A 14036-nucleotide genomic window follows, 5' to 3' on the forward strand; every position below is an offset into this window, starting at 1 on the left:
CATGGCGCTCAATACCGAAATCAACCTGGCTGACCTGACCAGCCAGTTCCGCGGGCTCAACCTGAACGAGCCGGAGACCTGGCCGGCCGCGCCGCGCGTGCTGTTCGCGATCCTGGCTGCGGCGGTGGTGCTGCTGCTGGGCTGGCAGTTCTACTGGAGCGCAAAGTTCGACGAACTCGAGCGCCAGCGCCAGGAACAGGAAAACCTGAAGCAGGCGTACCAGTCCAAGGTGGCGCAGGTGGCCAACCTCGAGGCGCTGCGCGAGCAGAAGAAACAGGTCGAGCAGCGCGTGGCGCTGCTGGAGCGGCAGTTGCCCAACAAGACGGAAATGGACGCGCTGCTGGCCGACGTCAACCATGCCGGCGTGGCGCGCGGACTGCAGTTCGAATTGTTCAAGCCGCAGGCGGCGGTGATCAAGCCCTACTTTGCCGAGATCCCGGTGAACCTGCGCGTGACCGGGCGCTATCACGAGGTGGCGCAGTTCAATGCCGATGTCGCGGCGCTGTCACGGATCGTGTCGATGCAGAACCTGCAGCTGGCCAATACCAAGGATGGCGGGCTGTCGATGGAAGCGGTGGCGATGGCCTACCGCGCGCTCGACGCCGAAGAACAGGCGGCGCAACGCAAGGCCGCCGCGGCCGCCGCGGCCGCAGCCAAGGCAGGAGGCGCGAAATGAGCCGCACCGTTCGAACCCGCGCCCTGGCATGGAGCGCGTCGCGGCGCACGCTCGCTGCGGCGCTGGCGCTCGGCCTGCTGGGCGCCTGCGGCGCCAGCGATGAAGATGCGCTGCGCCAGTGGATGGAGGCCACCCGCAGCGCCCGCGCCAAGCCGCCCGAGCCCGTGCCCGACGCCCGGCCCTACGTGCCGCGCGAATACGCCGCGGCCAGTGCGCCCGAGCCCTTCGCACAGGCCAAGATCGGCGAACTGAACAAGACCCTGGCGGATTCGCCCGAAGCCGGCCGGCGCCGCGAGCCGCTGGAGGACTATCCGCTCGAAAACTTCAAGATGCTCGGGATGATGAAGAAGCAGGGGGAAACCTTCGGCATCGTCCGGGTTGATAACAAGATCCACCATGTGAAGGTGGGTCAGTATCTCGGCCAGAGCTATGGCCGGGTGGTCCGCATCACCGATCAGGAGATCGTGCTGCGCGAATTGGTCCGGGAGGGGGTATCCGAGTGGAAAGAGAAAATGACCAGCCTGAAGCTGGATGCGGCGGCATGACCCCCGCGCGCTGGTATCGTGCGCGCGCGGGCGCCGTGATGAGGGCCATGGCCACCGCGTTGGCGCTAGGGCTTGCGCTGGCCGCACCGGAGGCGCTGGCACAAAGCAACCGGATCAAGTCGGTCGACGTCAGCACGACCGGCGAGCAGACCGTGCTGGTGGTCGAACTGGAACGGCCGCTGGCGCAGAAGCCGGCGGACTTCACCACGCAGAACCCGGCACGGCTGGCGATCGATTTCTTCGATACCGGCTTTGCCGAGCGGCGCGCGCAATATGAATACGGCGGCAAGCTGGTCAAGGCCGCCAATGTGATGCAGATCGGCGACCGCACGCGCGTGATCCTCGACCTGACGCGCAGCGCCACCTATCGCACCGACCAGCGCGGCAATATCTTCGTGGTGTCGCTGGACAACGTGGCGCCGGCGGCCAAGAGCGCTGCGCCGACCTTCGCGCCGGCCGCGACCGCGCCTGGCGCGGCGGCGGGGCGGCCGTCGGTGCGGGCTATCGACTTCCGCCGGGGCGCCGACGGCGCCGGGCGCGTGGTGGTGGACCTGTCCTCGCGCGAGTCGGGCATCAATATCGCGCAACAGGGCAAGAACGTGGTGGTCGATTTCCTCGGCACCACGCTGCCGGAGAACCTGCGGCGGCACTTCGACGTCAGCGACTATGGCTCACCGGTGCAGGGCATGCGCGCCTCCGACGCCAACGGCAATGCGCGCCTGACCATCGAGCCGCGCGGCAACTGGGAATACAGCTCGTACCAGACCGACACCCAGTTCGTGGTCGAGGTCCGGCCGGTCAAGGAAGACCCGACCAAGCTGATCAGCGGCCCGGGCTACCGCGGCGAGCGCCTGTCGCTGAACTTCCAGAACATCGACATCCGCTCGCTGCTGCAGGTGTTCGCCGACTTTACCAACCTGAACATCATCACCAGCGAAAGCGTGCAGGGCAACATCACGCTGCGGCTCAAGGACGTGCCGTGGGACCAGGCGCTGCAGATCGTGATGGATGCGAAGGGGCTGGCCTCGCGCCGCAACGGCAATGTGCTGTGGGTGGCGCCCAGGGCCGAGCTGCAGACCAAGGAGAAGCTGGAGCTCGAGTCGCAGCAGCAGATCAACGACCTCGAGCCGATCCGCAGCCAGGTGTTCCAGCTCAATTACCAGCGCGCCGAGGACGTGCGCAGGATGCTGCTGGGCATGAGCGCCGGCGGCGGCGCGGCCGCGCCCATCGGGTCCGCTGGGGCGGCGGGCGCCAGCACGCGCATGCTGTCCAAGCGCGGTTCGCTGACGGCCGATGCGCGCACCAACCAGCTCTTTGTCTCGGATATCGCCTCCAAGCTGGAAGAGGTGCAGAGCTTTATCGGCAAGATCGACATCCCGGTGCGTCAGGTCATCATCGAGGCGCGCATCGTCGAGGCCACCGATACCTTCAGCCGCAACCTGGGCGTCAAGCTGGGCTTTGCCGGGCAGTACAACAATGCCCGCGTCGGCAACACCTACAACAACGTGCTGCCGGGGGCGACCTCCGACAACGGCCCGTTCCTGAGCCTGCCGGCGGGATCCATCAACGGTACCAACCCGGCCAATATCGCGGTGAGCCTGTTCAACAGCGCCGCCACGCGCTTCCTGGCGCTGGAATTGTCCGCGCTGGAGGCGGACGGCAAGGGCAAGATCATTTCCAGCCCGCGCGTGGTCACGGCCAACAACATCAAGGCACTGATCGAGCAGGGCACCGAACTGCCTTACCAGGCCGCCACGTCCAGCGGTGCCACCTCGGTGCAGTTCCGCAAGGCCAACCTGAAGCTCGAGGTGACGCCGCAGATCACGCCCGAAGGCAATGTGCTGCTGGACGTGGACGTGAACAAGGACAGCGTGGGGATCCAGACCACCTCGGGCTTTGCCATCGACACCAAGCATGTGCAGACCCAGGTGCTGGTCGAGAACGGCGGCACCGTGGTGATCGGCGGCATCTACACCCAGACCGAGTCCACCGATGTCGACAAGGTGCCGCTGCTGGGCGATATCCCGGTGCTGGGCTACCTGTTCAAGAACAACGCCAAGGTCCGCAACCGGACCGAGCTGCTGGTGTTCCTGACCCCGCGCATCCTGAACGAAAGCGTATCGCTCAGGTAGGGCCGGGGCGCCGGATACAGTAGACTGGCAGGCCGCATCGGCAGATGCGGCCTTTTTTTCGCGCCGCGCGCTGCCACGGCCCAGCCCGGAATGCACGCGCAACGTCAAGAAAATGCGGCCTATGCCGCATTCGGCACTTGCCGGCCGCGCCACAACATAAGAAGATGATGCAGTTCCCAAACGGGGAGGGCGGCCCGCATGCCGCGCTCCCGAACCACAGTCCCGTGACAGCCTCAGCGACAGGGCCGGCGGCGCAGCGCCAGGCGCCGGATCGGCGCGAAGCCGAACGATCCGATGCCGACCGCCCGGAATCCGATCGACCCAACCTCTTTTTCGTCGGCCTGATGGGCGCCGGCAAGACCACCGTGGGCCGCACGGTGGCGCGGCGCCTGCACTATCCGTTTTTCGATTCCGACCACGAACTGGAGGCGCACTGCGGCGTGCGCATCCCGGTGATCTTCGAACTCGAGGGCGAGGCCGGCTTCCGCGACCGCGAGGCCGCCATGATCCGCGAGCTGGCGCAGCGCCAGGGCATCGTGCTGGCCACCGGCGGCGGCGCGGTGCTGCGCGCCGAGAACCGCGAGGTGCTGAAGGCCCGCGGCACGGTCGTGTACCTGCGCGCCAGCCCGCACGACCTGTGGCTGCGCACCCGGCACGACCGCAACCGGCCGCTGCTGCAGACCGAGGATCCCAAGGGCAAGCTCGAGGCGCTGTACGCCGAGCGCGATCCGCTGTACCGGGAAGTCGCCGATTTCATCATCGAAACCGGCAAGCCCTCGGTGGCGCAGCTTGCTAATATGGTGTTGATGCAACTTGAAATGGCCGGTTTCCGGATCGATCCCCCGCAGCCGGCGTCCCCGCCCGCGGGCGATGTCGAGCCGCCGGCGCAGGACCCCAATCCATGATTACCCTTGAAGTCGACCTGGGCGAGCGCAGCTACCCCATCCATATCGGCACCGGCCTGCTCGACAACGCCGAGCTGCTGCGCCCGCACGTGCGCGGCCAGCACGCCGTCATCGTCACCAATGAAACCGTCGGCCCGCTCTATGCGGCGCGCGTCGAGGCAACCCTGGCCGCGCTAGGCAAGACCGTGCGCACCGTCACGCTGCCCGACGGCGAGGCCTTCAAGCACTGGGAAACGCTGAACCGCATCTTCGACGCCCTGCTGCAGGCCGGCGCCGACCGCAAGACCACCCTGGTGGCGCTGGGCGGCGGCGTGGTCGGCGACATGACCGGGTTTGCCGCCGCCTGCTACATGCGCGGCGTGCCCTTCATCCAGATGCCGACCACGCTGCTGGCGCAGGTCGATTCGTCGGTGGGCGGCAAGACCGGCATCAACCACCCGCTGGGCAAGAACATGATCGGCGCGTTCCATCAGCCCAACGCGGTGATCGCCGACATCGACACCCTGCGCACGCTGCCGCCGCGCGAACTGGCCGCCGGCATGGCCGAGGTGATCAAGCACGGCGCCATTGCCGACGCCGATTACTTCGGCTGGATCGAGCGCAACATCCAGGCGCTGAACGCCTGCGATCCGGAGCTGATGGCGGTTGCCGTGCAGCGCTCGTGCGAGATCAAGGCGGGCGTGGTGGCGCAGGACGAGCGCGAGGGCGGACTGCGTGCCATCCTCAATTTCGGCCATACCTTCGGCCACGCGATCGAGGCCGGCATGGGCTACGGCGCCTGGCTGCACGGCGAAGCGGTGGGCTGCGGCATGGTGATGGCCGCCGACCTGTCGCACCGGCTGGGCTTTATCGATATCGAGACGCTGGCGCGCGTGCGCACGCTGACGCAGGCGGCGATGCTGCCGGTGGTGGCGCCGGAACTGGGCGCCGACCGCTATATCGAACTGATGAAGGTCGACAAGAAGGCCGAGGCCGGCAGCATCAAGTTCATCCTGCTGAAGAAGCTCGGCGAGGCCTTCATCACCAGCGTACCGGACGCGGATCTGCGCGCGACGCTGGCCCACGCCGTCCTGAAACCTCCCACCGAGGCACCGGTCGCCTGACCGATCGGTTATGCCTCGCCACCCCGACCCAGCCACCGGACGCGCTGCATGACCGACTTTGAAAGCCACCTCGCCCCGTACGCCGCCCGCTCCGCGCAGACGCGCGGGCGCGTGCACGCCGAACCCGCGTCGCTGTCGCGCAGTGAATTCCAGCGCGACCGCGACCGCGTGATCCACAGCACGGCGTTCCGGCGGCTCGAGTACAAGACCCAGGTCTTCGTCAACCACGAGGGCGACCTGTTCCGCACCCGGCTTACCCACAGCCTGGAAGTGGCGCAGATCGCCCGCTCGATCGCGCGCAACCTGCGCCTGAACGAGGACCTGGTCGAGGCGATCTCGCTGGCGCACGACCTGGGGCACACCCCGTTTGGCCACGCCGGGCAGGATGCGCTGAACCAGTGTATGAAGAACCACGGCGGCTTCGAGCACAACCTGCAGAGCCTGCTGGTGGTGGACGAGCTGGAAGAGCGCTACGGCGGCTTCAACGGCCTGAATCTGACCTTCGAGACGCGCGAGGGCATCCTCAAGCATTGCTCGCGCGTCAATGCGTCGGCGCTGGGCGAGCTGGGCCGGCGCTTCCTGGAGGGCACGCAACCGTCGCTGGAGGCCCAGCTGGCCAACCTTGCCGACGAGATCGCCTACAACAACCACGATATCGACGACGGCCTGCGCTCCGGGCTCCTGACGCTGGAGCAGCTCGACGAGGTGCCGATGTGGGGCCGCCACCGGGCCGAGGTGGCCGAGGCCTTCCCCGGCATCAATGGCCGGCGCGCCATCAACGAAACGGTCCGGCGCATGATCAACACGCTGATCGTCGACCTGATCGAAACCACCAGCCGCAATATCGCCGACGCCAACCCGCGCAATATCGACGCCGTGCGTGCCGCTGGCCCGCTGGTCGGCTTCAGCCCGCAGATCCATGAGGAAGCCGCCGCGCTCAAGCGCTTCCTGTTCCGGCACCTGTACCGGCATTACCTGGTGATGCGGATGTCGGCCAAGGCCCAGCGCATCGTCGGCGACCTGTTCCAGGCCTTCATGTCCGATCCGCGCCTGCTGCCGCCGCAGTACCAGGCCAGCCATGGCGGCGACCAGTCGCGGCTGATCTCGCATTACATTGCCGGCATGACCGACCGCTACGCCATCCGCGAGCATCGCCGCATCTTCGCGGTCAGCGAGGGTACCGCTCCCTGAAAATTAGGGACGGATCAGGCTATGATGCGGGCATCGCAGCCCGCACGACCCTGACATGGCCCGCCTTCCCCGTTTTTCGCCGACCGGACTGCCCGCGCTGGTGTTGCAGCGCGGCAACAACCGCCAAGCGGTGTTCCTCGGCACCGACGACTACCTGCATTACCTCGATTGCCTGCGCATGGCCGCGCGCGAGCACGACCTCGCCGTCCACGCCTATGCGCTGCGGCCCAACCATGTTCACCTGGTGGCAACGCCAAAAAGTGAGGACGCGCTTAGCCTGACCATGCAGGCGGTCGGGCGCCGCTACGCGCGCTACTTCAACCGCGTGGCGGGCCGCACCGGCACCTTGTGGGAGGGACGCTTTCGCTCCGCCGTGTTCGAACCGGCCCAGTGGCTGCTGCCGGCGATGCTCTACGTCGAGGGCAATGCGGTGCGCGCGGGGGAGGTCAGCGCTCCCGAGGCCGACTGCTGGAGCAGCTACCGCCACCATGCCGGCATCGAGGCCAGTCCCTTTGTCAGCGACCATGCCGCCTACTGGGAGCTGGGCAATACCCCGTTCGAGCGGCAATCGAACTACCGCATGCTCAGCGCCGAAGGCCTGTCCGGCAAAACCCTGGACACGTTGCGCGCCCATGCGCATAGCGGCTGGCCGCTCGGAGGCGACGCGTTCCTGGCACAGCTGGAGCGACATGGTTCACGACGGGTCCAGCCCTTGCCGAAGGGCCGCCCCAAAAAGGTGCAAAAGCCAGCGGAAAATGCGCCGAAAACGGCATGAAATTTATGTGTCCCTATTTATTTCATTCACCGAAACGGTGCGTTATTTAATGTGTTCCGACCCCATTTAAAATTTTTGCGAGGCGCAGGCGATTCCCATATAGTTGCTCCACCCACAGTCATTGTGCGGCGCGTCACGCTCGTGTACGCCGCTGCGGCCCGCTGACAGCTTCGTCCCCATTTCCCTTCCCGCCGGTCCACCGGTTTGGGTGGATTTCAGAAAGCGCGCGGTCCCCGTTCCGGTAGTCCAGCAGTTCGCGCAGCCTTCACCGGAATTCAGCCCGTGGACCAAATGAAGAACCCTTCGGCCCAAGCGCAGACCAGCGAGCAAATCAGCGAGTCTTCCTCCGCCCTCGACCTGCGTCCGCAGGCGCAAGGCATGTACGACCCGAGCAACGAGCATGACGCCTGCGGCGTCGGCATGGTCGCGCATATCAAGGGCAAGAAGTCGCACGAGATCATTTCCCAGGGCCTGAAGATCCTGGAGAACCTGGACCACCGGGGCGCGGTCGGCGCTGACGCGCTGATGGGCGACGGTGCCGGTATCCTGATCCAGATTCCTGACCAGTTCTACCGCGAAGAGATGGCCGCGCAGGGCGTCAGCCTGCCGCCCGCGGGCGAATACGGTGTCGGCATGATCTTCCTGCCGAAGGAACACGCCTCGCGCCTGGCCTGCGAGCAGGAGTTGGAGCGCACGGTCCGCCTGGAAGGCCAGGTCGTGCTGGGCTGGCGCGACGTGCCGGTCGACGCCGCCATGCCGATGTCCCCGACGGTGCGCAAGACCGAGCCGGTAATCCGCCAGATCTTCATCGGTCGCGGCCGCGACATCATGACCACCGACGCGCTGGAACGTAAGCTCTACGTCATCCGCAAGACCGCCAGCCACGCCATCCAGGCGCTCAAGCTCAAGCACGGCAAGGAATACTTCGTGCCGTCGATGTCAGCCCGTACCGTGGTGTACAAGGGCCTGCTGCTGGCCAACCAGGTCGGCGAGTACTACCTGGACCTGCAGGACCAGCGCGCCGTGTCGGCCCTGGCCCTGGTGCACCAGCGCTTCTCGACCAACACTTTCCCGGCCTGGGAACTGGCCCACCCGTACCGCATGGTGGCCCACAACGGCGAAATCAACACCGTCAAGGGCAACGTCAACTGGATCAACGCGCGTACCGGCGCGATTTCGTCGCCGGTGCTGGGCGATGACCTGCCCAAGCTGTGGCCGCTGATCTACCCGGGCCAGTCCGATACGGCATCGTTCGACAACTGCCTCGAACTGCTGACGATGGCCGGCTACCCGCTTGTCCACGCGATGATGATGATGATCCCGGAAGCCTGGGAACAGCACACGCTGATGGACGACAATCGCCGCGCCTTCTATGAGTACCACGCCGCCATGATGGAGCCGTGGGACGGTCCGGCCGCGATCTGCTTCACCGATGGCCGCCAGATCGGCGCCACGCTGGACCGCAATGGCCTGCGCCCGGCCCGTTTCTACGTGACCGAGGACGACATCGTGGTGCTGGCCTCGGAAGCCGGCGTGCTGCCGTTCCCCGAGTCGCGCATCGTTGAGAAGTGGCGCCTGCAGCCGGGCAAGATGTTCCTGATCGACATGGAGCAGGGCCGCATCATCGACGACAAGGAGCTCAAGGACAACCTGGCCAACGCCAAGCCGTACAAGAGCTGGATCGACGCCGTGCGCATCAAGCTGGACGAGATCGACGCCAAGCCCGAAGACGTCGCCGCCGAGAAGAAGCCCGTGGCCAAGCTGCTGGACCGGCAGCAGGCCTTCGGCTACACCCAGGAAGACGTCAAGTTCCTGATGGCGCCGATGGCGCTGGCCGGAGAAGAAGCCACCGGCTCGATGGGCAACGACTCGCCGCTGGCGGTCCTGTCGTCGAAGAACAAGACGCTGTACCACTATTTCAGGCAGCTGTTCGCCCAGGTCACCAACCCGCCGATCGACCCGATCCGCGAAAACATGGTGATGTCGCTGGTGTCGTTCATCGGCCCGAAGCCGAACCTGCTCGAGCTGAACAACATCAACCCGCCGATGCGCCTCGAAGTGTCCCAGCCGGTGCTGGACTTCAAGGACATCGCCAAGATCCGCAACATCGAGCACTACACTGGCGGCAAGTTCCGTTCGTACGAACTGAACATCTGCTATCCGACCGCGTGGGGCAAGGAAGGCATCGAAGCGCGCCTGGCCTCGCTGTGCGCCGAAGCCGTGGATGCGGTGCGTTCGGGCTACAACATCCTGATCGTCACCGACCGCCCGGTCGATGCCGACCATGTCGCCATCCCCGCGCTGCTGGCCACGTCCGCCATTCACCACCACCTGGTGGAGAAGGGCCTGCGCACGTCGACCGGCCTGGTGGTCGAGACCGGCACTGCGCGTGAAGTGCACCACTTCGCGCTGCTGGCCGGCTACGGCGCCGAAGCCGTGCACCCCTACCTGGCGATGGAAACCCTGGCCGACATGGCCAGCGGCCTGTCGGGCGACCTGTCGCCCGAGAAGGCGGTCAAGAACTTCGTCAAGGCGGTCGGCAAGGGCCTGTTCAAGGTGATGTCCAAGATGGGCATCTCGACCTACATGTCGTACACCGGCGCGCAGATCTTCGAAGCCATTGGCCTGTCGCGCGAGCTGGTGCAGAAGTACTTCCACGGCACGCCGTCGAACGTCGAGGGCATCGGCATCTTCGAAGTCGCCGAGGAAGCGCTGCGCCTGCACACGGACGCCTTTGGCAACAACCCGGTGCTGGAGAACATGCTGGACGCCGGCGGCGAGTACGCCTTCCGTATCCGCGGCGAAGAGCACATGTGGACCCCGGACTCGATCGCCAAGCTGCAGCACTCGGTGCGCGCCGACGACGGCAAGGGCGCCTATCAGACGTACAAGGAATACGCCAACATCATCAACGACCAGAGCAAGCGCCACATGACGCTGCGCGGTCTGTTCGAGTTCAAGGTCGATCCGGCCAAGGCGATTCCGCTGGAGGAAGTCGAGCCCGCCAAGGAAATCGTGCGTCGTTTCGCCACTGGCGCGATGTCGCTCGGCTCGATCTCGACCGAAGCCCATGCCACGCTGGCCGTGGCGATGAACCGCATCGGCGGCAAGTCCAACACCGGCGAAGGCGGCGAGGACGAGAAGCGCTACCGCAATGAGCTGCGCGGCATCCCCATCAAGCAGGGCGACAGCCTGAAGAGCCTGCTGGGCGATGTGGTCGAGGCTGACCTGCCGCTGCAGGATGGCGACTCGCTGCGCTCGAAGATCAAGCAGGTGGCGTCGGGCCGTTTTGGCGTGACCGCCGAGTACCTGGCTTCGGCCGACCAGATCCAGATCAAGATGGCGCAGGGCGCCAAGCCGGGCGAAGGCGGCCAGCTGCCGGGCCACAAGGTCTCTGACTACATCGGCAAGCTGCGTTACTCGGTGCCGGGCGTGGGCCTGATCTCGCCGCCGCCGCACCACGACATCTACTCGATCGAGGATCTGGCGCAGCTGATCCACGACCTGAAGAACGTCAACCCGTCGTCGGATATCTCGGTCAAGCTGGTGTCCGAAGTAGGCGTCGGCACCGTGGCCGCGGGTGTGTCCAAGGCCAAGGCCGACCACGTCGTGATCGCTGGCCATGATGGCGGCACCGGCGCCTCGCCGTGGTCGTCGATCAAGCACGCCGGCTCGCCGTGGGAGCTGGGCCTGGCCGAGACGCAGCAGACGCTGCTGCTCAACGGCCTGCGCAACCGCATCCGCGTGCAGGCCGACGGCCAGATGAAGACCGGCCGCGACGTCGTCATCGGCGCGCTGCTGGGCGCCGACGAGTTCGGCTTCGCCACGGCGCCGCTGGTTGCCGAGGGCTGCATCATGATGCGCAAGTGCCACCTGAACACCTGCCCGGTGGGCGTGGCCACGCAGGATCCGCAGCTGCGCAAGAAATTCCAGGGCAAGCCGGAACACGTGGTGAACTTCTTCTTCTTCGTCGCTGAAGAGGCCCGCGAGATCATGGCCCAGCTGGGCATCCGCACCTTCGACGAGCTGATCGGCCGCGCCGACCTGCTCGACACCAGGGCTGGCATCGAGCACTGGAAGGCGCGCGGCCTGGACTTCAGCCGCATCTTCCACCAGGTGTCGCTGGGCGCGGATGTGCCGCTGTACCACACCGATGTGCAGGACCACGGCTTGTCGGCCGAGGCTGGCAAGGCGCTCGACCACGTGCTGATCGCCAAGGCCCGTCCGGCGATCGAGAAGGGCGAGCGCGTGTCGTTCATCCAGCCGGTCAAGAACGTCAACCGTACCGTCGGCGCGATGCTGTCCGGCGTGGTCGCCAAGCAGTACGGCCATGAAGGCCTGCCCGACGACACCATCCACATCCAGCTGCAGGGCACCGCCGGCCAGTCGTTCGGCGCGTTCCTGGCGCACGGCATCACGCTGGACCTGGTCGGCGACGGCAACGACTACGTCGGCAAGGGCCTGTCGGGCGGCCGCGTGATCGTGCGTGCCCCGCACGAGTTCCGCGGCGATCCGACCCGCAACATCATCGTCGGCAACACCGTGCTGTACGGCGCCATCGCCGGTGAAGCGTTCTTCAACGGCGTTGCCGGCGAGCGCTTCGCGGTGCGCAACTCGGGCGCCGTGGCAGTGGTGGAAGGCACCGGCGACCACGGTTGCGAGTACATGACCGGCGGCACCGTGGTGGTGCTGGGCGGCACCGGGCGCAACTTCGCGGCCGGCATGTCGGGCGGCGTGGCCTACGTCTACGATGAGGACGGCCTGTTCGACAAGCGCTGCAACACCTCGATGGTGGCGCTGGAAGCGGTGCTGGCTTCGGCCGACCAGGAGAAGGGCCAGCCCCAGGCTTCGTGGCACAAGGTCGACGGCAAGCGCGTGCTGGATGAAACCATCCTGCGCAACCTGATCGAGCAGCACTTCCGCTACACCGGTTCCGAACGCGCCAAGGCGCTGCTGGCCGACTGGACCACGGCACGCCGCAAGTTCGTCAAGGTCTTCCCGACCGAGTACAAGCGCGCGCTGGGCGAGATGTACGCCAAGGAACAGGCCGCCCGCGACAGCGACCGCGAAGCCATCGCGGCCTGAGCGCAGCACCGACGCAGCGAAGGCCCGCGGCAACCGCCGCGGACCGGACAAGATACTGACCCCACAGCGGGGCCGGCGAAGCCGCCGGTCCCGCGCAGCATGACCAAGGACGCAACATGGGTAAGGCGACTGGCTTTCTCGAATTTCCGCGCCAGAATGAGGGCTACGAACCGGTAGTCAAGCGCGTGAAGCACTACAAGGAATTCGTGTTCGCGCTGTCCGACAGCGAAGCGAAGCTCCAGGGTGCGCGCTGCATGGACTGCGGCATTCCGTTCTGCAACAACGGCTGCCCGGTCAACAACATCATCCCCGACTTCAACGACCTGGTGTACCGCCAGGACTGGAAGTCGGCGATCGAGGTGCTGCACCAGACCAACAACTTCCCCGAGTTCACCGGCCGCATCTGCCCCGCCCCGTGCGAGGCCGCCTGCACGCTGGGCATCAACGAGCTGCCGGTGGGCATCAAGTCGATCGAGCACGCCATCATCGACAAAGCCTGGGAAGAGGGCTGGGTCAAGCCGCAACTGCCGCGCCACAAGACCGGCAAGACCGTCGCCGTGGTCGGCTCCGGCCCCGCCGGCATGGCTGCCGCGCAGCAGCTGGCACGCGCCGGTCATGACGTGACCGTGTTCGAGAAGAACGACCGCATCGGCGGCCTGCTGCGCTACGGCATCCCCGACTTCAAGATGGAGAAGTCGCTGATCGACCGCCGCATCGAACAAATGCAGGCCGAAGGCGTGACCTTCCGCGCCGGCGTGATGGTGACCGACGGCGACCTGCCGGCCGGCATCAAGAACTATGCGCGCGAAACCATCTCGGCGCAGGCCCTGATGGACCAGTTCGACGCCGTGGTGCTGGCGGGCGGCTCCGAAGTGCCGCGCGACCTGCCGGTGCCGGGCCGAGACCTGGCCGGCATCCACTTCGCGCTGGAATTCCTGATCCCGCAGAACAAGGAAGTGGCCGGCGACGGCGCCAACGAGATCCGCGCCGAAGGCAAGAACGTGATCGTGATCGGCGGCGGCGATACCGGCTCCGACTGCGTGGGCACGTCGAACCGCCACGGCGCCACCTCGGTAACCCAGTTCGAACTGCTGCCGCAGCCGCCGCAAGAAGAGAACAAGCCGCTGGTGTGGCCGTACTGGCCGATCAAGCTGCGCACCTCGTCGTCGCACGACGAAGGCTGCGAGCGCGACTGGTCGGTCGCCACCAAGGAATTCATCGGCGAGAACGGCAAGGTCACCGCGCTGAAGGCCTGCCGCGTCGAATGGAAGGACGGCCGCATGCAGGAAGTCGAAGGCAGCGAGTTCATCCTGCCGGCCGACCTGGTGCTGCTGGCGATGGGCTTTACCAACCCGGTGGGCTCGATGCTGGAAGCCTTCGGCGTCGACACCGACGCGCGCAAGAACGCCAAGGCCTCGACCGAAGGCGAGCGTGCCTACCATACCAGCGTGCCCAAGGTGTTCGCCGCGGGCGACGTGCGCCGCGGCCAGTCGCTGGTGGTGTGGGCGATTCGCGAAGGCCGCCAGGCCGCGCGTTCGGTCGATGCGTTCCTGATGGGGCATAGCGACCTGCCGCGCTGATCGGCGTCAGCGCCGCAACAAAAAGCCCGCCTGGCGCAAGCCGG

The 14036-nt window shown here is 66.5% G+C and carries 9 protein-coding genes; all 9 read left to right on the forward strand.

Translation table 11 applies throughout. The features are described 5' to 3' along the window. The first annotated feature begins 1 nt into the window (after position 1). The 9 genes from MKD50_RS21630 to MKD50_RS21670 all read left to right on the forward strand — a co-directional run bounded on the left by MKD50_RS21630 (position 2) and on the right by MKD50_RS21670 (position 13992). A complete protein-coding gene (locus MKD50_RS21630) occupies positions 2-676 on the forward strand; it encodes a type IV pilus inner membrane component PilO (protein ID WP_115705153.1) in 675 nt (224 codons plus the stop codon). After that, positions 673-1221 (forward strand): pilus assembly protein PilP, encoded by a 549-nt coding sequence (locus MKD50_RS21635; protein ID WP_115705151.1) that lies wholly within the window; start codon positions 673-675, stop codon positions 1219-1221. Before MKD50_RS21630 ends, MKD50_RS21635 begins: the two co-directional genes overlap by 4 nt. Beyond that, positions 1218-3353 carry a type IV pilus secretin PilQ gene (locus MKD50_RS21640; RefSeq protein ID WP_115705149.1) on the forward strand — a complete coding sequence of 712 codons (2136 nt, stop codon included), beginning with the start codon at positions 1218-1220 and terminating at the stop codon, positions 3351-3353. Before MKD50_RS21635 ends, MKD50_RS21640 begins: the two co-directional genes overlap by 4 nt. 224 nt (positions 3354-3577) lie before the next feature. Continuing rightward, complete coding sequence (locus tag MKD50_RS21645; protein ID WP_371925384.1) at positions 3578-4258, forward strand: shikimate kinase; 681 nt, start codon at positions 3578-3580, stop codon at positions 4256-4258. Next, a complete protein-coding gene (gene aroB / locus MKD50_RS21650) occupies positions 4255-5361 on the forward strand; it encodes a 3-dehydroquinate synthase (RefSeq protein ID WP_115711109.1) in 1107 nt (368 codons plus the stop codon). Before MKD50_RS21645 ends, aroB begins: the two co-directional genes overlap by 4 nt. Before the next feature lie 48 nt (positions 5362-5409). Beyond that, entirely contained in the window at positions 5410-6552 is a 1143-nt protein-coding gene (locus MKD50_RS21655; protein ID WP_012354108.1) for a deoxyguanosinetriphosphate triphosphohydrolase, read from the forward strand. Between the two features lie 55 nt (positions 6553-6607). Continuing rightward, positions 6608-7327 carry a transposase gene (locus MKD50_RS21660; protein ID WP_252668595.1) on the forward strand — a complete coding sequence of 240 codons (720 nt, stop codon included), beginning with the start codon at positions 6608-6610 and terminating at the stop codon, positions 7325-7327. Positions 7328-7609: 282 nt separating this feature from the next. Beyond that, positions 7610-12412, forward strand: coding sequence for a glutamate synthase-related protein (locus tag MKD50_RS21665; RefSeq protein WP_371925385.1), 4803 nt, complete (start codon positions 7610-7612; stop codon positions 12410-12412). A 116-nt stretch (positions 12413-12528) separates the two neighbouring features. After that, positions 12529-13992: a glutamate synthase subunit beta gene (locus MKD50_RS21670; protein ID WP_115705141.1), complete on the forward strand. Its 1464-nt coding sequence runs from the start codon at positions 12529-12531 to the stop codon at positions 13990-13992. Positions 13993-14036: the final 44 nt, after the last annotated feature.

Source organism: Cupriavidus mimosae (assembly GCF_023952485.1).
Lineage (GTDB): Bacteria > Pseudomonadota > Gammaproteobacteria > Burkholderiales > Burkholderiaceae > Cupriavidus > Cupriavidus taiwanensis_C.